The following is a 24,914-nucleotide window of genomic DNA, read 5'->3' as shown; positions in this document are numbered from 1 at the left end:
TCAATGCTCCTGCGCCGGGTATCGCAACGCATCTATCAGCACGCTCATTGCGCGGGACAGTTGACGCCTGCTCGGGTAATAGAGGTAGTATCCGGGAAAGGTTGCGCCCCAATCCTGTAAAACGGCCTTAAGTTGCCCGGTGGCAAGGAATGATTGCGCCATCTCATGCGGAATATAGGCCAGCCCGAAGCCGGCCAGCGCGGCCTGAAGAATGGGCGCAGTTCGGTTGAACACCAGTTGCCCCTCAACCCGCACATTGATGGCGTGCTTTCCCTTTTTGAGCTCCCATGCGTAAAGCTCTCCATGACTCATCAGCCGCAGATTAATACAATCGTGGTCAACCAGATCCTGCGGCCTGCGAGGTGGCGGGTGCTGCGCCAGATAGGCGGGCGAACCAACAATCGTGAAGCGGATATCCGGGCCGATACGAACGGAGGTCATGTCCCGGCCCAATGAGTCCCCAAGACGCACCCCCATATCGTACCGCTCTTCAACAAGATCAACGAAACGCGACTCCGCGGTTATCTCTACCTTGATCAGCGGGTGCCGGGGAAGCACTTGCGCGAGCCTGGGCCACAAAACGGTCTCGGCTGCATTCTCTGTAGCAGTAATGCGAATGGTGCCGGCAGGTTGATCACGCAACTCTCTGACCGCCTCTAATTCAGCCGTGATTTCCTGAAAGCGCGGGGCGATATTGCGCATGAGCCGCTCCCCTGCTTCGGTCAGCGACACACTGCGAGTCGTGCGTGTGAGCAGCCGTACGCCCATTCTGGCCTCTAGCGCGCGAATCAAATGACTGAGCGCCGATTGCGATACGCCCAGTTGCGCCGCCGCACGCGTGAAGCTCTGCTCACGTGCAACGGCAAGAAACGCCAGAAGATCGTTATAGCTGTTTTTCGTCATATATGAGTTCACTTCACAAGTATTTGCCGATTTTACTATCTAGTCGAACACAAGTGTGATCGTTATATTACTCAATAACACAAATCCGCGATGCAACCACTACGCCGCGATCGTGCCGGTTTGTATACAGGCGTCACATAAAAAGTCGAAGAGATCGGCCCATACAAGCGGCCGGCGTTCAATGACAACCGGCAAGCGACAGTTGGCAGGCCACCGAATCACCCACTACTTGAAGGAATTTGATCTATGCAAAAACGCAAATTAGGAAATAGCAATCTGGAGGTCTCAGCCCTGGGCTTAGGCTGCATGGGCCTGAGCCATGGCTATGGACCAGCCACCGATACCAGTCAGGCAATCGCTTTGATCCGGGCCGCGGTCGATCAGGGTGTCACGTTTTTTGATACGGCCGAGGTGTATGGCCCCTATCTTAACGAGGAAGTAGTTGGTGAAGCACTGGCACCCGTGCGCGACAAAGTCGTGATCGCCACTAAATTTGGGTTCACCTTTGGAGATGACAACAAACAGCAAATTCTCAATAGCCGGCCCGAACATATCCGCCAGGCAGTAGAAGGATCGCTTAGACGCCTGAAAACAGATGTGATCGACTTGCTGTACCAACATCGCGTTGACCCCAATGTACCAATAGAAGACGTCGCCGGCACAGTTCAGACACTGATTGCAGAGGGCAAGGTTAAACACTTTGGCTTATCCGAAGCCGGTGCACAAACCATCCGTCGCGCGCATGCCGTGCAACCGGTCACCGCTTTACAGAGTGAGTACTCGCTGTGGTGGCGCGAACCCGAACAGGAAATCCTGCCGACGCTGAAAGAACTGTGCATCGGCTTTGTTCCTTTCAGTCCGCTGGGCAAGGGTTTTCTGACTGGAGCCATTAAGGCAGGAACAACCTTTGGCAGTGACGATTTCCGAAGCATCGTGCCGCGCTTCGCTCCGGAAGCAATACAGGCGAACCAGATCCTGGTAGATGTGCTCGACCAGATTGCCACAGATAAAGGCGTGACACCCGCGCAGATCGCACTGGCATGGCTGCTGGCTCAACACCCCTGGATCGTGCCTATTCCAGGGACGACCAAACTGCATCGACTGCAGGAAAACCTGGATGCTGTGCAGATCGATCTGTCGTCAGCCGACCTGAAAAAGATCGCGCAGGCACTGGCCGCAATTGAGATTCAGGGTGACCGCTATCCAGCCGCGCTGCAGGCACGCGTGGGGAAATAACGGTAATCGCAGCCTTTGGCTGATTGCCCGACCATTCCCCCACCTGCGTGAGCCGATTCGCTAAAATGATGCATTAGCTCCATTTTGGCCGAAGTCATGACATATGCTGTAAAAGAAATATTCAAAACGCTGCAAGGCGAAGGGGCGCAGGCGGGGCGCGCGGCGGTATTCTGCCGCTTTGCCGGATGCAATTTATGGTCCGGGCGCGAAGCTGATCGCGCCTCTGCCGCCTGTACATTTTGCGATACCGATTTTGTCGGGACTAACGGCATAGGCGGTGGTAAGTTTAATACTGCTGCTGAGCTGGCCATGACACTGGGCAAGACCTGGGGGCCAGATCAGGCTTCGCGTTATGTTGTGTTTACCGGAGGTGAGCCGCTGCTGCAACTGGATACAGCACTGATCGAAGCGGTGCATGCCGAAGGCTTTGAGATAGCTATCGAAACCAATGGCACCCTTGCCGCACCGGCCGGCATCGATTGGATTTGTGTTAGTCCAAAGGGAAATAACACACTGGTGCAAACGCGAGGCGATGAACTTAAACTAGTCTTTCGCCAGTCCGATGCGCTGCCCGAACAATTCGAAGCGCTGGATTTTTCACACTTTTTCCTGCAGCCCATGGACGGGCCGGATCGCCTGGCCGCAACCGAGCGTGCAGTTCAGTACTGTATGGATCACCCCAAATGGCGCCTGAGCGTACAAACCCATAAATACATAGGCATTCCATGATTACCGTAACCCGCGCGCTGCATTTTGATGCCGGCCACCGCATACCCGATCACCAGAGCCAGTGCCGTAATATGCACGGCCACCGCTACACACTTGAAATCACGCTCTCAGGACCCGTCTCAACGGTTGATGGCGCACCTGATCGCGGCATGGTGCTGGATTTTTCCGATGTCAAAGCCATCGCCAAGGCGCTGATCGTCGACGTCTGGGATCACGCTTTCCTGGTCTACAGTGGAGATACGGTCGTACGCAACTTTCTGGATTCGCTGGGCGATCATAAAACCGTTGTGCTGGATCGCATCCCGACCGCCGAAAACCTGGTCCGGATCGCATTCGATACCCTGGCCGCCGCTTATCAGGCACAGTACGGAGATCGACTGAAGCTGACGCACGCCAGACTGTACGAAACCCCCAATTGCTGGGCCGATTGCTACGCCGCAACGTAGCCATTGAAGGCGTCGCAACCACGCCAGGCATTATGGCTCTCACTTCCGAGCCAAGCCGCATACCCAATTTTTGCCGACGCAGGACGCAAGCGCGCACTGTGCCGCGCCGCGCTTGCGCCTGCACTCAATGGCCCGGGTTCAGGCCATGCCCTGCACTGGCGGCTGAACGCAAGCTCACGCCGTACACAACGCCGGCTGTCACAAACAGCATCGCGGTCACACCGATGATCACACCAATAAATGCATCGTCAAACGAAGCAAATGCAAGCGACAGCAGACGTTCGGCCTGTGCTGGCGGCAATTGCTCTGCCACCAGACGCGCCTGGTCCAGGCTGTCGTGCACGATGCCCGGCAACGTAGTATCGGCTGGCAGCACCAGCTTCATTGTATAAATCACAGACATGATACTGCCAAGGATGGTCACCCCCATCGCCCCGCCCAGCTCATAGGCCACCTCTTCTATAGAAGCGGCCATGCCGGCCCGGCTTGCAGGTGCGTTATTGATAATGGCCGTAGACGAGCCGGTAATGGCCGCACCTGCGCCAAAACCGAAGACCGCCAGGGCCACTGACCACCATAAGACATCGCCATCGAAGATAAATAAATAGGTAAGCGAGCCGACGCCCGCGACCAGCAGAGAAAGCCATAACAGACGAGCAGTGCCCAGCCTGGGCTGCAATGACCCCGTCAGCGGCCCGGCAAAAAAAGCCGCCAGAGGGATTGGCAAAATGAGCAAACCGGCTTGCAGGGGCGAGTATCCGCTGACCAGTTGCAGCCGCTGACTGAAAACGAGCTCGAAACCAATCAGGGTCGCGGACATCACCGATGCCGCCACGACACCAAGCAGAAATTGTTTATTGCGGAACAAGGCAAAATCAATCAGGGGCGCTGCACTACGTTTTTGCCGACGCACAAAAATGACCAGAGCGCCAGTGCCCAGCAACAGCGTGATGACACATGTCATCCAGTCTGCCTGCGGTTTTCCCAGTTCCTTGATCGCGTAGGTCAGTGCAATCAATGCAACCATAATTTGGGCGGAGCCGATCAGATCCCACTTTTGCGCTTTATTGCCTGCGTGTTTTTTCAGAATCCGCGCACCCACGACAAAAGCGAGTACGACCACCGGCACATTGATCAGAAAGACCGAACCCCACCAGAAAAATTCCAGCAAGATGCCGCCGACCACCGGACCGAAAGCCGCGCCGCCAGAGGCGACGGCAGCCCAGATGCCAATGGCAAACGCCCGCTCTTTATCGTCTTCAAAGGTCAAACGAATAATAGACAAGGTCGCCGGCATCATCATGGCAGCACCCATGGCAAGCAATACCCGGCTTGCGATCAGCACTTCGGCGCCGGGCGCGAAGGCAGCAATAACGGATGCCAGGCCAAACACCAGCAAACCACTAAGAAAAAGCTGCTTGTGTCCAATGCGGTCACCCAACGCACCCAGGCCGGGCAGCAGACCGGCAACGACCAGGGGATAAGCATTGATGATCCACAGTTTTTGCGATGCACTGGCCTGCAGCTCATGCGTCAAACGCGGCAAGGCTGTGTACAGCACCGTCATGTCAATAACGATAAGTAACAGGGCGCTGGATACGATAGCCAATACCAGCCACCGGTTACGGGATTGTTCGTGGGTTGCAGTCATGATAAATAATCCATTCGCACCGACAACCATGCATAATGGTCCGGCGCGTTGCGAGTGATATACCGGTAGCATCACGCTGGCCACGCCAGCCGAAAGGGTTACACTTCATTTATTCCTTGTGGGAATCGAATGCGTACTATAGTATAATTCCATACGTATGGAAAGTAATTATTGATATGAAACACAATAAACCTCAGCCCACGGGCAGACCCCGCTCAATTGATCGCGAGAAGCTGCTGGGTATCGCAGAGAAAATCGTTGCACAACATGGTGTTGCCGGTTTGACCATGGATGCGCTGGCCAAAGCTGCAAATATAACCAAAGGCGGTGTGCAGTATTGCTTCGGTAATAAAGAAGGCCTGATCAAGGCGATGATTATGCGTTGGAGCGATCATTTCGACGCCGAGGTGGCGCGGGCAGCAGGTGGCAAATCCGAGGCCCTCGCCCATGTGCGTGCGCATATAAAGGTGACCAAAGAAAGTGATGTGCAGGACGAGTCGCGTTTTGCCGCCATGCTGGCCGGGCTGATTCCGAACTCGGACCAGTTGGTCGAGACACGCGCCTGGTATGCAAAACAATTGCAGGGGCTGGATTTTTCCACAGAACAGGGACGCAATGCGCGGCTGGCATTTATCGCCAACGAAGGCGCCTTCCTGCTGCGCAGTTTCAATTTCTTCGATTTATCGCCGCGGGAATGGCAGGCAATCTTTCAGGATATTGAACGCCTCGTTGAACCCGGGGATGAATAGCTCATGTGCGATGGAGCGACGTAGCATAGGTAAAGAATATTCGCCAGAGGCAGGGGTTTCAAGCCTTCGTTTTTTCGTGCTTTTAATGACACATGCTTTTTATTTTGATGGCACATGTTTTTTTATTTTGATGGCGCCTGCGTTGTAACTACGCTGCAGCGCCAGCACATACAGCAATACCATAGCAAAATGAACAGACAGGGATAGACTGGATACCAGCCGCCCCCAAGGCTATTCATACTCGCTCAGGAATAAATCGGAAAAAGCCCATCCTGCAATTGGGCCTTATGTGAGCGCCAGACGCGCGCGCCAGTTAACAGTTGCCTTTTTTGGCTTGTCCCGGAGGGCAAAAACGGCCACCGCCGCCGCGGTGATAACCGCCACCATCATAGCCGTAGGGATAAATACCGCCGGGATCTACTGAAACCGATGGGCCCCGTGCCGTACAGCCAGCCAGAAATACAATAGAAAGGCCAAGAAACGCAATCATTTTTTTCATTATGGATTCCCCATGGATTAAATAGCAGTATGTTACCAACGAAGCTGTCACTGTTGATATCATAAATGTAATTTTGATTTCACTGATATACAGTGGACAGCTTCTTGGTGAAAACACCACAATCTGGCCGCTTTACAATCGCAAAAGCCCGCCGTGATGGGCAGGCCATCTGTATGAATGCCATCTACGCGAACGTTATCTGCTGGCACACATGTTTATTGCCAGCGGTGATGCCTCCTGGGGTTCACGTTGACACCACCACCGACAGCAATACCATGCCCCGAAACCAGCGGAAGCACAGAGGCAAACAGAATGCAATACTGTTGCGCGCGCCTGCCGGAACCGCCCTCAGGGAGCGAAGTGCCGGTTACCAGGCCATATTAAAGCCGGCAGCCGCGCCAATGCCACCAGCAGAATCCCACGAGGTATTCAGGCGGAAATTGCTGTTTTTTCCGGTCCTGAAGCTGACGCCCGACGCCAGCGCCATTTGATTCCTGTAAGTTGCCAGCGCCATACCAAAAGAAGTATTCGCGTTAGCCGGTGGCGGAGTTAAGGTCGTCATGGCCATTGCGCCGGAAATACCCGCATTGGCGCGTCGGCGGAATTTCTTTATTTGTGACTGCAACTGGTTAACACGCCGATCCGTATATTGCCTGGACAGATCAACCGCGCTGTCCCGCGCCTGCCGGCTGCGCATTTCAGTAAACGCGTTCGCACTGGAGAGCACGGAACGCCCTACTTCCTCGCTATATAAATGGGCGTTTTCCAGGGTCTTGCGGCTTTCCCTGTCGGAGTACGATCTTGCCTGCGACAACAAGCTTGTATCGTACTGCGCACGACTGGCGGCAATGATCTGCTCGGCATAGTGTTTCCCCCGCTCAAGGGTGTCGTTCATCGCAGCATCGCTATATGCATTGGCAGCAGCAATGGCTTCGTTCTTTGTCGTGTTGCTATAAGTATTGGCAGCAGCAATGGCCTGGGTTTTGGAAAGATCGGAATAGGCCCTGGCTTCAGACAGCACCGGCGCGCCAGCCGAATCGATCGCCCTGAGCAGATCACTTTTCACGGTTTCTGTATAAGCTTTCGCCGCTTTCATTTGACGCATGGTCACCGCTTCATCGTCGCTGGTGGCATCACGCAACCCCGACAGTTTGCGCGAACCGAAATTGACATCGCCAGCACTTCGGGATTGAGACCCCGTGCCGATAGCGATGCCTCCGTTCGTAGCAAATGTGGTGCCGGGGCCGATTATTTGCGTCTTTGAACCAATGGCAATGCTATCCTTCCCCAGCGCGTGTGCGCCCCAGCCAATAGCCACAGCTCCCGTGCCAGAGGCCTCGGCCTCGTGACCCAGCTGGGTTGAGAGCGGCTCGCCCTGCTCTGCGCCCGCCTGCCGGCAAAAAAGCAGCATGCAAGCAAGCGTAACGAAGGTCACTTGCGGTATTGTTCTCTTGAGTCTACACATACAATTTTTCTCTCTGATTGAATCAACATATACGCCTGCGTGCAGAGAACTGAACCAGTCATCGGAAGCCGGTTTCAGACTCTGCGGCAGCAAAAATATTCTAGAGATTTGAAGCCGATGAAAAAATCCGTAGATGCCGAAAGTCGGGGCAATTTACCCCGTGAGAGCGAGATGTATTTAGCACAGCGTCCTGTAACGCATCGCCACTCACACCACAGCCTGCTTTCCAGCCAGCCTGCTCTATCGGCGCGCTCATAAGCGCTTGCATGCACCCGGCCCGGTAAACAGGGAATGAAGGCGTCAGGTAGCACGGACTGTCACGGCAAATTCATTGCCATTCGAGCGCACAGCGCATGCTGATCCAGTACATTAGTTATCATGTACGGGCAGCACGCGCGGGCGGTTTGCAGCCACCCGGCTCTTTCAAAGGAAATAAAATATGACAGACGCAATAGATCTGGATTTGCACGCATTGGTGTTTGATGTGTTTGGAACAGTCGTAGACTGGCGCAGTGGCGTCATCCGCGACGTGACTGAATTTGCCCGCAAGCATGCATTGAAGGATATTGATCCTGCCGCTTTTGCCGATACCTGGCGCGGTCACTATTCGCCGTCAATGGAAGAAGTGCGCAGCGGCAGGCGTCCATTTACGCGACTGGACGTATTGCACAGAGAAAGTCTGGAAAAAACGCTGACAACGTTTGGCGTGCCCATCGCCAGCCTGCCGGAGCAGGCGCTGACCGAACTCAATCTGACCTGGCACCGGCTGGATCCGTGGGCCGACTCTGTACCCGGGCTGAGCCGGCTCAAAAGCCGTTATATTATCGCGCCGCTCTCTAACGGCAATATCCGGCTGATGCTTGATATGGCCAAACGGGCAGGCTTGCCCTGGGACGCCATCCTTGGGGCGGAAACTGCCCAGGCATACAAACCCGCGCCACAAGCCTATTTGCGAACAGCTGACATTCTGAATTTATCGCCTGAGCAGATTTGCATGGTAGCCGCACATAATAGCGATCTGGCGGCGGCACGGCTTTGTGGCCTGCGTACCGCATTTATTCCACGACCGACCGAACACGGCGACCAGCAAACAAAAGATCTGAAGCCCGAACAGAACTGGGACGTGATCGCCACGGATATGAATGACCTGGCGCAACAACTTGGCTGCACGCAAAACTAATTTCGTCATGCCAGCATGCGTGCAGGCGCGATATGTCAGGGAACCCGCTAAGCCAGCTGGCCTGATCGCAGATTATTGTAACTATTTATATTCGGTTATGTTGCAGGCGGCCCGGCCGCCCCGCCTGCAATGTCCGATTGCGCGGCGCGCGGGTGAGCAGCAGGCATCGACGGGCCCCAGGCAAAGAGACGGCCGGCAGGTTTTTGTGGTGGACAGGTGCGTGCGCATGTCGCGCGCCTTTTACCGTGCGTTACATCCATGACAGCAGGCCTTGCCTTGCCCGTGCTACGCTGAAGACTCAGTATCAGAGTATTAATCGCTGATTTTCACATTAACTGAAACAGGAGCAAAGCATGAATAAAGATATTGCAGCCGGTAAATGGGAACAAATCAAAGGCTCTGTGAAACAAACGTGGGGGGACCTGACTGACGACGACGTCGCTCAGATCAATGGCAGCGCGCAAAAGCTGGCAGGCATCCTGCAGGAAAAATATGGTCGAACCAAAGAGGAAGCCGAAAGGCAGGTGAATGACTTCTGGTCCCGCCACAATAGCGACCTTTGATCCCGTCTTTGACGCGTATACGCACATTCCACGACGAAACCGCAAGCATCTGGCTGCCAGTTCACTGACGCGCAACACTTGCGGTTTTTTTCATTGTATCGGACAGTGCAGGTCACACGATCACACCGGCAGGGCTGAGCAAACGCCATGCAGTCAGCAGCCAGGCCGATGCCTTTCATAGCCGATAAAAATCGTCCGCCTGCGGCACACTTGCCTGTCCGGTAGCATCGTCCAGAAACAACACCATTGCTGTCGGGTCCTGCGCTTGGGAAGCCCGCAATCGCTGAGCAGGATAGCGCTGAGCATGGACAATATTGAAAAGATATAAATCCGGATCATCGACAAAACGCAATAATGCCTTGGCCCGGATCAATTGACCGCCCAGATCGGACAGCATTGCATCAAGCACCCTGTTGAACACACTGCGCCGCAGTGGCCGGTCAAATGCAAGTGTGATAATCCGGATGGTCGAATGCGTTTGTATCGGTCGCAGCATCGACTGCGATTGAGATTGAGGTTGAGGCTGGTCATGGAACGGCGCCCGCCCCGCGCGATGAGCAGCAGCTTGCCGGGTACCCTGCTCCACATCCTGCCGGGCGGTATGTGTAGCGCGATCACGCGCCCGTGTCAGAAAATTGGAAAACCCGGCGCCAGGCTTTAGCGAACCCTGTAGGGTCGATAACATCATCAGCGCCTTATCGTTTTCAAAAAAGGACGGGATGGGCATGATCGGAGCATCCGTCAGGGAGGATATCTGTTGCACCACCTCGGGCACCTGATCCTGCGCGACGCAATCTGTCCTGGACAGCAACACCAGATCAGCCTGCACCAGCTGTCGCGACCATTCAACATAAGCGCTTTGCCTGTTGGCATTGACCACATCCACAATACCGATGCAGCCATTGTAAAAAAAACGCTCCTTCAGGAAAAAGTCGCTGTGCAAGGTAAAACGCAATCCGGATGGATCAGCCAGACCACTGGTCTCTACCATAATGCGATCGAATCGGGGAATGGTTCGCGCCAGGGCATCAGTAAACAGGCGCTGCAATGTCGCGCTCATGGAGCCCTGCATCTGACAACACAGGCATCCTCCTTCTAGTAGAATAGTAGCAGGTTGCACGAATGACCAGTTTGCCTGATCAATCCCCAGTTGACCTATTTCATTTACGATCACAACTGTATTGGCCATGCCGGGTTGCTGTAAGAGCTGGTTGATGTAACGGGTTTTTCCGCTACCCAGAAAGCCGGTAACAGCGGTAACCGGCATTCTCTTGTCGGAATCAAATACAGGTGTCGTCATACAAGGAGTCTGAAGTGGTGGTGGCAATAAACGGTGGTATGCAGTGTCATCTGAAGACGTAAAAAACATGCAGGTGGAACTCCTGCACTCGCTGGCCGACCTGCCAGACTTTGACTGGCGCGCCTGGTCCGACGATAATCCGTTCATCTCACCGGCATTTTTACGTGCCATGGAAGAAACCGGCTGCACCAGCGAGGAAACCGGCTGGCAACCATGTCACCTGATTCTATACGATCACGATCGTCAGCCTGCCGGTTTCATGCCCATGTATCTGAAAACAAATTCCCAGGGTGAATTCGTTTTCGATATGGCCTGGGCCCGCGCCTTCAGCCAGTACGGTCTTGAGTACTATCCCAAACTACTGTGCGCCGCCCCGTTTTCGCCGGTCACCGGCCCCCGCCTGATTGCTCGCGATATCCAGGCCAGACAGGTGCTCGCCCGGGCAGCCATTGAGGTCGCGCGGCGTCTGCAGGTCTCTTCCATTCACGTGCTGTTTCCCGAGAAAAACGATCTCGCGTTGCTGCGTACGGCCGGCTATATGGTGCGCGAAAGTGTCCAGTTTCACTGGAAAAACGCCGACTACGCCGATTTCGATGCCTTCCTGGCCAGTCTTACCTATGACAAGCGCAAAAAAATTCGCCAGGAGTCGCGCAAGGTGGCTCAGGCCGATATTACATTTGAATATAAACGCGGCAAGCAGATTACCGCCGACGATCTGTCGTTTTTCTTTTCCTGTTATTGCAATACGTATTACGAACGGGGTCGCCATCCCTATCTGTCAGAAGCGTTTTTCTGCCAGTTGCTGCAGCATGCCCCGGACAGCCTGCTGCTTGTGATCGCGCAGCGCCAGGGCACCCCGGTTGCCTGCGCCATGAATATGATAGGCAACAATAAAATGTACGGTCGTTATTGGGGTGCACACGAATATATACCCGGATTGCATTTTGAGACCTGTTATATGCAGGGTATACGCTACTGCATCGCTCACGGCATTGCTCTGTTCGAAGGCGGAGCCCAGGGCGAGCATAAGTTGTCGCGCGGATTGCTGCCGCAGACGACCTATTCGGCACACTGGATCGCCCGACCCGAGTTTGCCGATGCCATCCATCGCTTTCTGGATGAGGAAACCGTGCATGTGCAGGCTTACTTGGACGAGCTGCATGAACATTCGCCCTTCAGGAAACAGGACGAGGACGGGAAGCAGGAGGCCACGCTCCCGCGGCCTGTCCCATCCCGGTCCGAATAACCCTCAGGAAAACAGGGCGCCCTGCACTGTCATCCTGTCACAGGTACAGGACATGCCTGGCAGACCGACAGACCCGCGGATGTCCTGATCTGCTCACCTGCGTGGCGCAAGGGTCACTCGCCGGGCAGGGCTGCCTGCCCCAGCGTGACGGCGCACCGCCAACAGGCCTTGTGCTTATTTGTCTTCTTTATCTTTGTCGTTATCGGCTGCGGGATTGAACGGGAACGCACCGAATATATTGCTGGTCTGGTTCTGCATTTGCTCCTGCATTTGCACAAACATGTTCTTGGACTGCTCAACGTAATTGTTCATCATATTGTTAAGCAGCGGTGCCTGAATATTCATGAACTGCGACCAGGCTTCGGCACCGAATTGGGGTGTATAGACACCTTTAGACTGCTCGGCCAGTTTGTCCTGAATATCGACAAAGGCCTGCATATTCTTTTCAAGATAGGAACCCATCACGCCCTGCATGGCATGTCCGTAAAAACGGATGATATGCGCCAGCATATTGGAGCTGAACATGGGTACGCCGCCAGACTCCGCCTCCAGAATGATCTGCAACAGGATGCTGCGCGTGAGTTCTTCGCCCGATTTGGCATCCAGCACCTGAAAACGGACATTGTCCAACACCAACTGTCTCACATCCTGCAACGTAATATACGTACTGGTTTGCGTATCGTAGAGACGACGATTGGGATATTTTTTAATTGTACGGACGGTGTCCGTTTCAGTTGCTTTAGCCATTACCTGTTTAACCTTTAAATAACTGTCTTTGTCCGGTTGAAGGACTTAACCCATGTGCAGGCCGCCATTGACCGAGAAGTCTGCACCAGTGGAAAAGCCGGATTCATCTGAAGCCAGCCATGAGACGATCGAGGCAATTTCTTCGGGCGTACCCAGACGGCGCACCGGGATCGTACCAACGATCTGCTCCAGCACTTCAGGGCGAATGGCACGCACCATGTCGGTACCGATATAACCGGGAGACACGGTATTGACGGTCACGCCGCGACTGGCCACTTCCTGCGCCAGCGCCATGGTAAAACCATGAATACCTGCCTTGGCCGTGGAGTAGTTGGTCTGGCCAAACTGCCCTTTCTGTCCGTTCACCGAACTAATGTTAATGATACGCCCCCAGCGCTTTTCATACATGTGCTCAATCACCTGCTTGGTCACATTGAACAGGCTGTTCAGGTTGGTGTCCATCACCGCACGCCAGTCATCGATAGACATTTTACGGAAGACCCCGTCCCGGGTAATGCCGGCGTTGTTCACCAAAACGTCGATGGGACCATGTTCGGCCTTGACCTTGTCAAATGCGGAGACAGTCGATTCCCAGTCGGACACGTTCCCTGCCGAAGCGAAGAAGGTGTACCCCTGCGCCGCCTGCTCGTCGATCCACTGCTGAGCATTACGCTGCGGACCGCAGCCGGCGATAACCGTGAATCCGTCCTTGTGCAGGCGCTGGCAGATGGCGGTCCCGATACCGCCCATCCCACCCGTAACATATGCTATTTTTTGTGTCATTTTGAACTCCTTAGGCTACTTTCACGGTAATAAAACGATGTATTGGCCTGATCAGGCTTTAACTTTCACATAGTGCCCCGGTGCCGGCGCCAGCGGCGGATAGGCAGCATTCCCCTGCGTTGCCCTGGCTTTCAGCCTGCGCCCGCTGTGCCCCGCCAGCCAGTTGGCCCAGTCTGGCCACCAGCTGCCAGGTACCGATTGTGCGTGCTCCAGCCATTGCCCTGCATCGGCCTGCTGTACCTGCATGGTATCACCGGACCAGTAATTGCGTTTGTTCTTTGCTGGCGGATTGATCACACCTGCGATGTGGCCGGACGCCCCCAGGATGTACCTCACATCGCCCGACAGCAGACGGGCTGAGGCGAATGAGGCATTCCACGGAACAATGTGATCCTCTTTTGAACCATAAACATAGGCAGGCATGTCCAGATCAGCAAGATCTACTGATTCAGTGCATATTTTCAGCGCGCCCGCGCGACACAATCTGTTTTCCAGGTACATATTCCGGAAGTACCAGGTGAAAAACGGACCGGGCAAATTGGTGCCGTCTGAATTCCAGTACAACAGGTCGAATGCGGGTGGTGCCTTGCCTTTCAGGTAATTGCTGACAACATAGTTCCAGACCAGTTCATTGGGCCGCAGAAAGGAGAAGGTTGTGGCCAGCTCTTTGGCCGTCATCATCCCGCCCTGCCCCAGCGTTTGCTCCCGATAGGCGACATGCGCCTCATCAACGAACACATCAAGAATGCCGGTATCGGCAAAATCGAGCAGGGTTGTCAGCAGCGTCAGACTGGCTACCGGGTTGTCGCCACGCGCCCGTGCAACCGCCAGGGCGCTGGCAAGCATGGTGCCACCTACGCAGAACCCCAGTGCATTGATTTGCGGCTGGCCGGTAATCTGGCTGACCGTATCAATGGCGGTGAGTACACCTTTTTCAATATAGTCGTCCCAGCTTGATTTTTGTATGCCATCGGTATCGGTAGCGGTCGGGTTACGCCAGGACACCATGAACACGGTAAAGCCCTGACTCACTGCGTATTCCACCAGGGAATTGCCCGCCTGCAAATCAAGTATGTAATATTTGTTGATGCAGGGCGGCACCATCAGCAGTGGTCGCCGAAAAACCGTGGGGGTTTGCGGTGCATATTGCAGCAACTGGAACCAGGGGTTTTCAAAGACGACTGAACCTGGCGTCGTGGCCAGGTTGCGCCCTACTTCGAAGGTGGATGCGTCTGTCTGGGAAATCTGGCCGCGGCGTAAATCGCCCAGCAGGTTCAGCAACCCCTTTTGCAACGATTCACCGTTGGTGTCCGTAAAGGTTTTGAGTGCATCGGGATTAGTCAGAAAATAATTGGCGGGCGACATGGCATCGTTCCACTGCTCAACAGCAAACCGCAGCCGCTCCCGAACCTGATCGGGAACCGTTGCCTGATCCACCATTTTCTGCATGATGTTGGCCGACAGCAGATAGAAGTGAGCCATCAGCAAATGCTGCGGGCTTTCCTGCCAGGCCGGATCGCTGAACCGTCTGTCTGTTAGCGGCGGTAGGGTACCCTGCTGCCCGGCAGCGGCAATTTGTTGCCATTTAGCGAGAAACTCGGCCTGCAATTGACCCGGGACGGCTGCGTCCTGCGCCGGATCTGCCTGGCCTTGCCATGCTTGATCAGTCTCGTTGGTCACTCGTCTCTCCGACTGTTGTCTAATGCTCATTCGTGGCACTCTCACCGTATAAAAATCATTCTATATAAAAACCAACAGTACGTCAGACGGTATCTACCCCACTAAGGGAAACCCTGAGCGCCCTTCAGCCCAGGCTCTGCCCGCTCACAGCGACCCGATGGCATCAACGCTCGATCCAGATGAGCGTTGCCAGTCGGCCCGTCGTCGGGTTGCGCCGATAGGAATAAAAAAGATCATCCTGCCGATAGGTACACAGGCCACTTTGTTCTACCTGCCGCACTCCCAGCGCAGTCAGGCGATGGGCCGCAATCCCCGAGAGATCGGCCAGCCATTTGCCGGCATTGACCGGATGCGGCATGAAACAGCCCGCCACCGTAGGGTCAACATCCAGAAACGCCTCGCGCACCTGTGGACCGATTTCAAACACCTGATAGGAAATGGCAGGGCCGATCCAGGCGTAATCAGGCAGTTTACCGCAAGCGATATGCAGTTTTTTGACAGTATTTTCCAGCACTCCTGCGGCCAGGCCACGCCAACCCGCATGGGCCGCGGCTATACCTTTAACACCGTCATCGCTGGTATTCGAAGCCAATACCACCGGCAGGCAATCGGCGGTCAGAATGGCCAGCACCCGCCCCGGCGTGACCGTCATGCTGGCATCAAAAGGCGCTGTGGCACCTGAACCGGCCGGATCGGGCTCGCTATCCGCATCCAGGACGCTTGTACCATGCACCTGGTTGAGCCAGACCGGTTCACCCGGTAACAAAGCGCGCAACCGCTCGCGATTTTGCTGTACGGCTTGCGGGTCATCGTTGACGTGCAGCCCCAAATTATTGCTGTCGTAGGGTGCCAGGCTCACGCCGCCATGTCGCGTGGTGGAGAAATAGCGAATGCCGGGCCAGCGCTGGCCGGTTACGTTTAATGGTTTCATTGTGCTTCCCATTCAATGGCTGCCATTACCTGTTCCATATCATCTGGTCGGGCTGCGTTAAAAGACCGCGGCTGATCCGTAGCGGGATCAAGAAAAGCCAGCCGCCGGGCATGCAGCATCTGGCGCTGCGCCTGACCCAGCGATTTGCCGTTATACAGGGTATCGCCCAGCAAGGGATGGCCCAGAGCGTGCATATGCACGCGGATCTGGTGCGTTCTGCCGGTTTCCAGCCGGCATTGCACATGGCTGACCGGTGCTTCGTCTATATAACCAAAAGCCAGGCGCTCATAGTGGGTGATGGCTTCTTTAGGTGCAATGGGCGTAACAGTTGACATACGCACCGGCACATGACGATCACGCCCGATAGGCAGGGTCACCGTCCCGCTGCCAGGACAATGTCCCATCACCAGCGCTTCGTATTCCCTGCCCATGGTGCGCGCCTGCAATTGCCTGACAAAATGCGTCTGGGCCGCTTCATTACGGGCCACAACCAGCAGCCCGTCCGTGTCTTTGTCCAGACGATGCACAATCCCTGCCCGCGGCACATGAGCCAGCTCAGGGTACCGGTACAGCAGGCCATTTAACAGCGTGCCCGACCAGTTGCCGGCACCGGGATGGGTTACCAGGCCCGCGGGCTTGTTCACCACAATCCAGTCGGCGGAATCAGCCACGACCATGAAATCTACCGGTTCCGGGGTGAACGCCGTCTGTTCGGGCGCCTGCTGCATCGTCACCACCAGCAGATCGTCGGCACCCACATTCTGGCGGATTTTGCCGGGTACACCATTGACCAGCACGTGCCCCTCTTCGATCCATCCCTGTAGCCGGCTGCGCGAATGTTCGGGGATGAGCGTTGCCAGAACCTTGTCCAGACGCTCGCCGATCATGGTCATGGGAAGACGGAACTGCCGCTGTTCGTTGTCGGGAATTTCGTCGGCATCCTGCAAAGTTGGGTCTGACATCGATAGAAAACACTGTAAAATCATATAATGTTCGTATAATAACGCGGCAATGCTATCATCAGATTGCTTTTTGAACTTTAACTTACAGTCACTACCAAATTATGCATAAACGTTTGCTTCGAACTTCTCTTATTGCGCTGGGTTGCCTGGCTATGGCCGGCTGCGGCAGCATGATGACCCGAGAAGCTGACAGAACGGCAGGTATGTCAGCGCCCCAGTTATATCAGGAAGCTCGCGACAACGTGCGCAGTAATGACTACAAAACTGCACGCACCTATCTGGAAGCCGTCGAAGCCCGTTATCCCTACTCCAGTTTCGCGCAGCAATCAATGATCGACCAGGCCTATGTGAACTGGAAAGACAACGAGCCAGAAAAGGCAGTGGCCGTTATTGACCGCTTTCTGCGCCTGTACCCCAGCCATCCGGGTACCGATTACATGCTGTATCTGAAAGGTCTGGTTACCTTTACGCCCCCCAGCTCCTATTTGCGCAGCCTGACCGGCCAGGATCCCAGTGAGCGCGATCCCAAGGGGCTGCGCCAGTCATACAATGCCTTCAATGAACTTATTCAGCGCTTTCCGGAAAGCCGCTACAGCCGCGACGCCCGCCAGCGCCTGACATGGCTGGTAAGCACCATTGCCGACAACGAAGTTAATGTCGCCAAGTACTATTACACACGTCATGCCTACGTTGCTGCCATCAACCGCAGTCAGTCGGTACTTAAGGATTTCTCCGGGGTGGCCGCCGCCGAACCCGCGCTGTATATCATGATGCAATCGTACCAGCAGCTTGGCATGCCTGATCAGGCCAATGATGCAAAACGGGTTCTGGATCAGAACTATCCTAATAGCAAATACTATGAGCAAGGCCTGGACGGCAGCGGTGGCTGGTTCTCCTGGTTAAGTCCGTCACGCGTCTTCAATTAAGACAGACTCAACAGCCTCATTCAGGTAAAAAGAGCGACCTCCATTACTGAAGTGACTCCAAAGGTTGGATTGATGTCCAACTTTGTGGGGTCACTTCATTACATGGGTCGCTCTTTTTTATCGGTCGCAAATGCATTTACGTTACGAGTGGCTAACGAACGTGGAACCTAGCCGATGAAATGATGTCGGTGATCAAATAGGGTTACGAAGACGATCAGGCAGCAGCGTCACCGTCTTTGGGCACTGCAATATCCTTTGCATGACTCTTTAGAAAATCGGTGGCTTCGTCAAGCTTGCGCGTGCGGCGAAATGGCGGCAGTCCCCGCCACAACAGTTTTCCGTAGGGTTTCTCAACCAGCCGCCGGTCGCCAACTACCAGCAATCCCCAATCCTTTTCAGTACGGATCAGTCGGCCTGCTCCCTGCTTCAGGGCAATGGCAGCACTCGGCAATTGAAATTCAAAAAACGGATTACCGCCATCCTCGCGACAGGCTTTGATGCGTGCTTCCAGCACCGGATCATCGGGCGGCGCAAAAGGCAGCTTGTCAATGGCCACCAGCGTCAGCATCTCTCCGGGCAGATCAATTCCTTCCCAGAAACTGGCGCTACCAACCAGCACCGCATTCTTCAACTGCCGAAACTGCTCCAGCAGCGTACCCCGCGAGCTTTCTCCCTGGCGTAACACCGGCCGCTCAATGAAATGCGTATCAAAGGCTTCCAGAAGCAGGGCCGACAGGTTATCGACCGCGCGCAAGGTTGTACACAATACCAGTACCCCTCCCGGGCTGGCCTGGATCAGGGGAATCAGCGTTGTCACGAACTGCTTCTGAAAATCAGGTGACTGCGGTTCGGGCAGGTGGTCAGGCACATAGAGCATGGCATGGTCCTGATAATCAAAAGGAGATTCCCATTTCTCGGTACGGGCGCCATAGAGCCCGAGCTGGCGGGTGTAGTGCGAGAAATCCTTGTACAGGGATAAGGTTGCAGAGGTGAAAATCCAGGCCTGATCCTTGCGCCGCTGGCGCGAGAAGGCATCGGCAACCGACAGGGGCGCCATCTGCAAACGAAAATGGTGCATCCCGACTTCCACCCAGCGGACCAGTTGCTCGGCCACGCCTGCAACGGCTTTAGACGGATCTGCCGGCACGGCGCGCTCAGCTGCCGCTGCCTGCTCGCTGTCACGGGAAACGCCTTCGGGCAAAATAACGGGTTGCGACCAGCGGTACAGGCGAGCACATAACTCCGTCCCGGACTTTGCCGCTGCCGCCAGATCGGGATGGCGCTCCTGCACGGCAGTGAGCATACCCGTCAGCGTAACCAGTTCGTCGTACAGCTTGTTCAGAATCTCAAAAAAACGGTCGGCGTCGGGAATCTGCTCAAACGTGGCCTTGCGCCCGGGCATATTTTCTATGGGCGCAGCCGCCAGACGTAGATCTTTCACGTAATACGATACCCGCTGACAGGCGTCGGTCCACTTGGCGCTATCGCGTGCATACGCCAGCGCTGCCACCTCGGCAGCTTTCAGAAAATCGGTAATGGTGCCCGAATACACCACATCGCCCATAAAACGGGTCGCGGTATCCGGCAACTGATGCGCCTCATCAAATACCACGGCATCAGCGGCCGGCAGCAGATCGGTAATGCCTTCTTCACGCAGGACCAGATCGGCAAAAAACAGGGCATGGTTGATAACCACGACATCGGCTTCCTGCGCCTGTCTGCGCGCCTTGAGCAGAAAACACTCTTTCACATTAGGACAATCCTGTCCCAGACAGTTCTCCCGGGTGGAGGTAACCCGGTTCCAGATATCGGCGTCTTCCGGCACCTGGCCGCAGTCGGTTTTATCGCCGGAACGCGAGCGCGTGGCAAAGACGCGGATCTGACGCAACTGGGCGATTTCATCCCTCGACTTGAGTGCGCGCTCATCCTGCTCCAGCCGGTCCAGATGAAAATGACAGACGTAATTGCTGCGGCCCTTCAGCAGCGCCACCTGCACAGGCAGGGCCAGCGCATCGCGCACACGCGGAACATCCTTGGAGAATAATTGATCCTGCAGAGTCCGGGTTCCGGTGGAGATAAGTACTTTACCGCCCGACAGGAACGCAGGAATCAGGTAGGCCCAGGTTTTGCCGGTACCGGTACCCGCCTCGGCCACCAGCACCGAATGCGATGCAATTGTCTCGTCTACGGCCTGTGCCAGTTGAATCTGCGCGTCGCGCAGCGTATAGCCGGGCACCGCTGCTGCCAACGGACCCTCCTGACCAAACCAGTCGGAAATATCAAAATCAAGTACTCGCACAACGTTTCCTACGACCTCGCCCGAAGGCATTTACATGTGGCATCATACTCCAGTTCTGCTGCGCCAACTGCGATGCTTATGGCACAATGTCGCGTTAAGTTTAATTATTACCGTTAAGTATGAACGTATCCTCTCCTTCTGTTACCGCCTCATCCCCGCTGGTTGACCCAGCGCGCATCATCGCATTGCTGGCCGCTGAACTGAATATTCGGGCCAGCCAGATCGAAGCCACCGTAACACTGCTTGACGACGGCGCGACTGTCCCGTTTATCGCCCGCTACCGCAAGGAAGCCACCGGCGGCCTGGACGATACCGTATTGCGTAACCTGGAAGTGCGGCTGGCTTATGTCAGAGAACTGGAAACCCGCCGCGCTGCCGTACTCGAATCCATCAGCGGTCAGGGCAAGCTCACCCCGGAGCTGAGTGAAGCCATCGCGGCGGCCGACACCAAACAGCGCCTGGAAGACTTGTACGCACCGTTCAAACCCAAGCGTCGTACCCGCGCCCAGATCGCCCGTGAAGCCGGACTGCAGCCCCTGGCCGACCTGCTGCTGGCTGAGCGCAATGCCGATCCACAGGTTGCCGCACAGGACTTTGTGAATGAAGAGCTGGGCATCAAGGACACCCGCGCCGCCCTGGATGGCGCAAGGGATATTCTGGCAGAACAGTTCTCGGAGAACGCCGACCTGGTCGCCGATATGCGTGACTATTTGGGTCAGCATGGCTTTTTGTACTCCAAGGTTATTGAAGGCAAGGAAGAAGAAGGCGCCAATTTCCGCGACTGGTTCGATTTTCGCGAGTCTATCCGCAGCCTGCCGTCACATCGTGTGCTGGCCCTGCTGCGCGGTCGCCAGCAAGGCGCGCTGGATTTGCGCATCGGCCTGAGCGATGAACAGGATACGCTGGTGCCCCACCCCTGCGTTGAACGCATCAGCCGCTTTCTGGAACTGGATGCCGATTATTCAGCGAATGCCAATGCCCGTGGCAAATGGCTGGCCGATGTCGCCCGCTGGACCTGGCGCGTGAAAATGCTGACTGCCTTCGAATCCGAATTCATTACCAAACTGCGCGAAGAAGCCGAGGCCGAGGCAATCCGCGTCTTTGCCGCCAACCTGAAGGATCTGCTGCTGGCGGCGCCCGCCGGCCCCAAAGCAGTACTGGGCCTGGACCCGGGTATCCGCACCGGCGTTAAGGTGGCTGCCATCGATAAAACCGGCAAGGTGCTCGATACCGCCACCGTCTATCCTTTTGAGCCGCGCCGTGATCGCAATGGGTCGCTGGCCACCCTGGCGGCGCTGGTCAATAAACACAAAATTGAACTGATCGCCATCGGTAACGGCACCGCCTCGCGCGAGACCGAGAAGCTGGCAGCCGAACTCATCGAAGCGCTGCCCAACGCCGGCCTGCGTAAAATCGTTGTTTCCGAAGCCGGTGCGTCTGTATATTCTGCTTCGGAGCTGGCGGCAAAAGAATTTCCGGATATGGATGTGAGCCTGCGCGGCGCGGTGTCCATTGCCCGTCGTCTGCAGGATCCACTGGCCGAACTGGTCAAAATCGAACCCAAGGCGATTGGTGTCGGCCAGTATCAGCACGACATTAACCAGCGCGAGCTGGCGCGTTCGCTCGATACCGTTATCGAGGATTGCGTGAACGCGGTGGGTGTGGATGTCAACACGGCTTCTGCCGCCCTGCTCTCACGGGTATCGGGTCTGAATGCCACCCTGGCCCGCAATATCGTGGATTGGCGTGACCAGAATGGTGCATTCCCAACCCGTAAAACCCTGATGGATGTGTCGCGTTTCGGCGCCAAGGCCTTCGAACAGGCAGCCGGTTTTTTACGCATCCAGAATGGCGAAAACCCGCTGGATGCTTCTGCGGTTCACCCCGAAGCATACCCGTTGGTGGAGCGCATTCTGGATAAAATCCGCAAGGACGTCAAGGCGGTCATCGGTAACAAGGAAGCATTAAGTGGGGTATCGCCCAGCGAGTTCACCGACGAGCGCTTCGGCCTGCCTACCGTAAAAGATATTTTTTCCGAACTGGAAAAACCCGGTCGTGACCCTCGTCCTGAATTCAAGACCGTTACCTTCCAGGAAGGTATCGAAACCATCAAAGATTTATCTGAAGGCATGATTCTGGATGGCGTGGTGACCAATGTCGCCAATTTTGGCGCGTTTGTGGACATCGGCGTACATCAGGACGGCCTGGTGCATATTTCTGCCCTGTCCGATACGTTTGTGAAAGATCCGCGCGATGTGGTGCGGGTCGGCCAGACGGTTAAAGTCAAAGTACAGGAAGTGGATGTGGCGCGTAACCGTATCGGCCTGACCATGCGGCTGAATGACGACACAGGCCCGGTAGCGCGACGCGACTCACGGCCTGGCGCTGCGGCACCTCGCGGCAACGGTGGGGGGCGGCAGCAGGCGCGCAATCAGGCGCCGGCGGCAAGTTCCATGAACGCCATGGCTGCGGCGTTTGCCAAGCTCAAAAAATAAAAAAATAAAAAAATAAAAAACAAGGCGGTCTGATTCTATGGCAGACCGCCTTGTTTTCTTCTGCTGTTCTGTTTATCTTATTCTATTGCTCTTCTCTTATTAGTTGGCGCTTACACCCAGCTTGGTAATCAGCGCGCCCCAGCGATCCACTTCATCATTAATAAATGAGCCGAACTGCTCCGGCGTCATATTCTGCGGAATGGCGCCCTGATCGGCCAGCTGTTTCTGGACCTCGGGCTTGGCAACCACTTTGAGAATCGCCTTATTAAGCAGCTCAACATCTTCTTTGGGCATACCTGCCGGCGCCAACACACCAAACCAGGAAGAAATATCAAAGTCCTTGAAGCCGGACTCGATCATCGTAGGCAACTGGGGAGCGACCGCAGATTTTTCCTTGCTGGTTACAGCCAGTGCCTTGAGCTTGCCGGAACTGATAAACGGCCAGGCCGACGGCATATTATCAAACTCCATCAATACATCACCTGCCATCACCGCAGTCAGTCCTGGCGCACTGCCCTTGAACGGCACATGCAGAATCTGGGTGTCCGCATCCTGATTCAATTGCTCGCCACACAGGAACTGGGAAGAGCCAATCCCTGAAGAAGCGTATGTGGCCTTATCCTTGTTCTTTTTGACATACTCAACCAGTTCTTTCACATTGTTCACCGGCAGTTTGGGATTGACCACCAATACGTTGGGCACTTTGGCAATGAGAGCAACCGGCGAAAAATCTTTTTTCAGGTCGTAGTTCAGTTTTTTGAACAGCGTGGCATTGACCGAACTGGCAATGGTGGTAACGATCAGCGTGTAACCGTCCGGTTTAGCACGCGCCACATCCGTCATGGCAATATTGTTGCTGGCACCGGGTTTGTTTTCCACCACGAAACTTTGCTTGAGCTCATCGCTCAGGCCCTTGGCCACAATCCGCGCCACCAGGTCTGTGGTACCACCCGGCGTGTATCCAACCAATACCTTGACCGGCTGTGCCTCCGGGTAGGCCGCGCTGGCGCTCCCGACCATCCCCAACGCCAGAACCATGGCACTGACTGCTTTACTGAAATGTATCATCCTTGTCTCCGTTGTTTGCGGGCGACGTGCCCGCGTAGTGTCGTTACGTCGTTGTGTTGATTCAGCTATCTATTTTCTGCCAGCAAACTGCGTCCCCAGGTAGCCAGTTGACGCGCTACCGGGCCGACGTGCTCCGCTTCATTATCGGTCAGACCCGAGAACATCGGCAATATCGGCCCCATATCCGCAATGCCTGACAGGCTGACCCCATCGTGCAGGACTCTGATCGGATTAATGCCGTCGCGCAACGCTTCAAATGCCATATAGTGCTCGCGCAGGGCCTGCGCCGCCGCCGTGTCATTCGCCTGCATGGCGCGCAGCAACCCCATCGAACCGGCAGGCGCCAGACATACCGAACCGCTGGTGAAGGTTTTCAGTCCAAAATGCGCCATATGATCAATGGCCGGCGTCTCGCCAATACCGCTGACAATCAGCTCGGGACTGACACAGGAAAGAATGGATTGCAGATAGGGATCATCCTTGGGGTCGGGTCGCACCACCGCGTATTTGAAACTCACTATTCTGCCTTCTTCAACCAGACGCGCCATGGTTTCGGCAGGCAGGTATTGATCAGATTTGATATACACCACGATTTTGTCGCCGAACGCATCGGAAAAATACCGGATGCCATCGGCCAGTCCCTGCGTCGTATAGGGAAACGTCATGGGCAGTAGCATGGCCGTAGGAAAATCAAAGCCGCGCAGAATCGCGGTCTGGTCCCTCATTTTCCCAAAATCAGGCCCGACCGAAGGCAGAACCCACATATCTTCGGCGGCCAGATCAGCCAGTTGCGCCACCGTATCGGCGTAGTCGTTAACGCCAAGATGATAAAAATTGGCATTGCCGCCGTACATCACCGTACGCACCCCACCCTCATAAAGATGGGATAACAAGGCCTGATTAGCCGCTTTGTTCAGACGGTACTCCGCATCGCGCGCCAGTGGCGGCACGGCAATAACAGAGCGTTGTAAATCCTGGGATGTAACTGGCGTTGTTTTCATTTGACGTCCTGCTGTAGATAAGTAACCCGTATGTTGTATTGAGATTTCATTTGAC

The 24,914-nt window shown here is 55.4% G+C and carries 22 protein-coding genes; 9 read left to right on the top strand and 13 right to left on the bottom strand.

The annotated features are described in order from the left end of the window. The gene (locus tag MIM_RS07240; protein WP_025372091.1) at positions 1-903 is read right to left on the bottom strand and encodes a LysR family transcriptional regulator; all 903 of its coding nucleotides are present in this window, start codon (positions 901-903) and stop codon (positions 1-3) included. 246 nt (positions 904-1,149) lie between these two features. On the opposite strand from MIM_RS07240, the gene MIM_RS07235 reads away from it, so the two are divergent. The 3 genes from MIM_RS07235 to queD all read left to right on the top strand — a co-directional run bounded on the left by MIM_RS07235 (position 1,150) and on the right by queD (position 3,314). Further along, positions 1,150-2,139, top strand: coding sequence for an aldo/keto reductase (locus MIM_RS07235; RefSeq protein WP_025372090.1), 990 nt, complete (start codon positions 1,150-1,152; stop codon positions 2,137-2,139). Positions 2,140-2,235: 96 nt separating this feature from the next. Beyond that, on the top strand, positions 2,236-2,868 hold the full coding sequence (queE, locus tag MIM_RS07230) for a 7-carboxy-7-deazaguanine synthase (protein ID WP_025372089.1): 633 nt from the start codon (positions 2,236-2,238) through the stop codon (positions 2,866-2,868). Continuing rightward, on the top strand, positions 2,865-3,314 hold the full coding sequence (gene queD / locus MIM_RS07225; RefSeq protein ID WP_025372088.1) for a 6-carboxytetrahydropterin synthase QueD: 450 nt from the start codon (positions 2,865-2,867) through the stop codon (positions 3,312-3,314). Before queE ends, queD begins: the two co-directional genes overlap by 4 nt. 124 nt (positions 3,315-3,438) lie before the next feature. Here the strand turns inward: queD and MIM_RS07220 are convergent, their stop codons facing one another. Further along, a complete protein-coding gene (locus MIM_RS07220; protein WP_052342385.1) occupies positions 3,439-4,965 on the bottom strand; it encodes an MFS transporter in 1,527 nt (508 codons plus the stop codon). Positions 4,966-5,141: 176 nt separating this feature from the next. Here MIM_RS07220 and MIM_RS07215 point away from each other — a divergent pair, with 176 nt between their 5' ends. Then, positions 5,142-5,714 (top strand): TetR/AcrR family transcriptional regulator, encoded by a 573-nt coding sequence (locus MIM_RS07215; protein ID WP_025372086.1) that lies wholly within the window; start codon positions 5,142-5,144, stop codon positions 5,712-5,714. A gap of 313 nt (positions 5,715-6,027) precedes the next feature. Here MIM_RS07215 and MIM_RS07210 read toward each other — a convergent pair whose 3' ends face one another. Together MIM_RS07210 and MIM_RS07205 are read right to left on the bottom strand one after the other, a co-directional pair. Next, positions 6,028-6,213 (bottom strand): hypothetical protein, encoded by a 186-nt coding sequence (locus tag MIM_RS07210; protein WP_025372085.1) that lies wholly within the window; start codon positions 6,211-6,213, stop codon positions 6,028-6,030. Positions 6,214-6,580: 367 nt separating this feature from the next. Then, entirely contained in the window at positions 6,581-7,678 is a 1,098-nt protein-coding gene (locus MIM_RS07205; protein WP_144084605.1) for a YadA-like family protein, read from the bottom strand. Between the two features lie 439 nt (positions 7,679-8,117). On the opposite strand from MIM_RS07205, the gene MIM_RS07200 reads away from it, so the two are divergent. Both MIM_RS07200 and MIM_RS07190 read left to right on the top strand, forming a co-directional pair. Further along, a complete protein-coding gene (locus tag MIM_RS07200; protein ID WP_042070072.1) occupies positions 8,118-8,858 on the top strand; it encodes a haloacid dehalogenase type II in 741 nt (246 codons plus the stop codon). Between the two features lie 353 nt (positions 8,859-9,211). Further along, a complete protein-coding gene (locus MIM_RS07190) occupies positions 9,212-9,421 on the top strand; it encodes a CsbD family protein (RefSeq protein WP_025372081.1) in 210 nt (69 codons plus the stop codon). Positions 9,422-9,596: 175 nt separating this feature from the next. Here the strand turns inward: MIM_RS07190 and MIM_RS22820 are convergent, their stop codons facing one another. Next, on the bottom strand, positions 9,597-10,721 hold the full coding sequence (locus MIM_RS22820; protein WP_025372080.1) for a CobW family GTP-binding protein: 1,125 nt from the start codon (positions 10,719-10,721) through the stop codon (positions 9,597-9,599). Positions 10,722-10,788: 67 nt separating this feature from the next. Between MIM_RS22820 and MIM_RS07180 the strand changes: the two genes are divergently transcribed. Beyond that, positions 10,789-11,967 carry a GNAT family N-acetyltransferase gene (locus MIM_RS07180; RefSeq protein ID WP_025372079.1) on the top strand — a complete coding sequence of 393 codons (1,179 nt, stop codon included), beginning with the start codon at positions 10,789-10,791 and terminating at the stop codon, positions 11,965-11,967. Positions 11,968-12,141: 174 nt separating this feature from the next. Here the strand turns inward: MIM_RS07180 and phaR are convergent, their stop codons facing one another. The 5 genes from phaR to MIM_RS07155 form a co-directional block, all read right to left on the bottom strand. Beyond that, positions 12,142-12,714 carry a polyhydroxyalkanoate synthesis repressor PhaR gene (gene phaR, locus MIM_RS07175; protein WP_025372078.1) on the bottom strand — a complete coding sequence of 191 codons (573 nt, stop codon included), beginning with the start codon at positions 12,712-12,714 and terminating at the stop codon, positions 12,142-12,144. Positions 12,715-12,759: 45 nt separating this feature from the next. Next, complete coding sequence (gene phbB, locus MIM_RS07170; RefSeq protein WP_025372077.1) at positions 12,760-13,497, bottom strand: acetoacetyl-CoA reductase; 738 nt, start codon at positions 13,495-13,497, stop codon at positions 12,760-12,762. A gap of 51 nt (positions 13,498-13,548) precedes the next feature. Continuing rightward, entirely contained in the window at positions 13,549-15,177 is a 1,629-nt protein-coding gene (locus tag MIM_RS07165; RefSeq protein WP_025372076.1) for a PHA/PHB synthase family protein, read from the bottom strand. A 163-nt stretch (positions 15,178-15,340) separates the two neighbouring features. After that, the gene (gene pgeF, locus MIM_RS07160) at positions 15,341-16,108 is read right to left on the bottom strand and encodes a peptidoglycan editing factor PgeF (protein ID WP_245592834.1); all 768 of its coding nucleotides are present in this window, start codon (positions 16,106-16,108) and stop codon (positions 15,341-15,343) included. Then, positions 16,105-17,070, bottom strand: a complete 966-nt coding sequence (locus MIM_RS07155) for an RluA family pseudouridine synthase (RefSeq protein WP_025372074.1) — start codon at positions 17,068-17,070, stop codon at positions 16,105-16,107. The genes pgeF and MIM_RS07155 overlap by 4 nt, the downstream gene beginning before the upstream one ends. A 101-nt stretch (positions 17,071-17,171) precedes the next feature. On the opposite strand from MIM_RS07155, the gene MIM_RS07150 reads away from it, so the two are divergent. Next, complete coding sequence (locus MIM_RS07150; protein WP_025372073.1) at positions 17,172-17,996, top strand: outer membrane protein assembly factor BamD; 825 nt, start codon at positions 17,172-17,174, stop codon at positions 17,994-17,996. 214 nt (positions 17,997-18,210) lie between these two features. On the opposite strand, the gene MIM_RS07145 is transcribed toward MIM_RS07150, so the two are convergent. Further along, the gene (locus MIM_RS07145) at positions 18,211-20,295 is read right to left on the bottom strand and encodes an ATP-dependent DNA helicase (RefSeq protein WP_245592833.1); all 2,085 of its coding nucleotides are present in this window, start codon (positions 20,293-20,295) and stop codon (positions 18,211-18,213) included. Positions 20,296-20,414: 119 nt separating this feature from the next. On the opposite strand from MIM_RS07145, the gene MIM_RS07140 reads away from it, so the two are divergent. Next, positions 20,415-22,790, top strand: coding sequence for a Tex family protein (locus MIM_RS07140; RefSeq protein ID WP_025372071.1), 2,376 nt, complete (start codon positions 20,415-20,417; stop codon positions 22,788-22,790). Between the two features lie 99 nt (positions 22,791-22,889). On the opposite strand, the gene MIM_RS07135 is transcribed toward MIM_RS07140, so the two are convergent. Further along, positions 22,890-23,858 (bottom strand): Bug family tripartite tricarboxylate transporter substrate binding protein, encoded by a 969-nt coding sequence (locus MIM_RS07135; protein WP_042070071.1) that lies wholly within the window; start codon positions 23,856-23,858, stop codon positions 22,890-22,892. A gap of 65 nt (positions 23,859-23,923) precedes the next feature. Further along, a complete protein-coding gene (locus tag MIM_RS07130) occupies positions 23,924-24,859 on the bottom strand; it encodes a dihydrodipicolinate synthase family protein (protein ID WP_025372069.1) in 936 nt (311 codons plus the stop codon). Between the last annotated feature and the right edge of the window lie 55 nt (positions 24,860-24,914).

Source organism: Advenella mimigardefordensis DPN7 (assembly GCF_000521505.1).
Classification (GTDB): domain Bacteria; phylum Pseudomonadota; class Gammaproteobacteria; order Burkholderiales; family Burkholderiaceae_B; genus Advenella; species Advenella mimigardefordensis.
The sequence above is the reverse complement of the archived record's forward strand: the minus strand, read 5'-3'. Positions and strand labels throughout refer to the sequence as shown.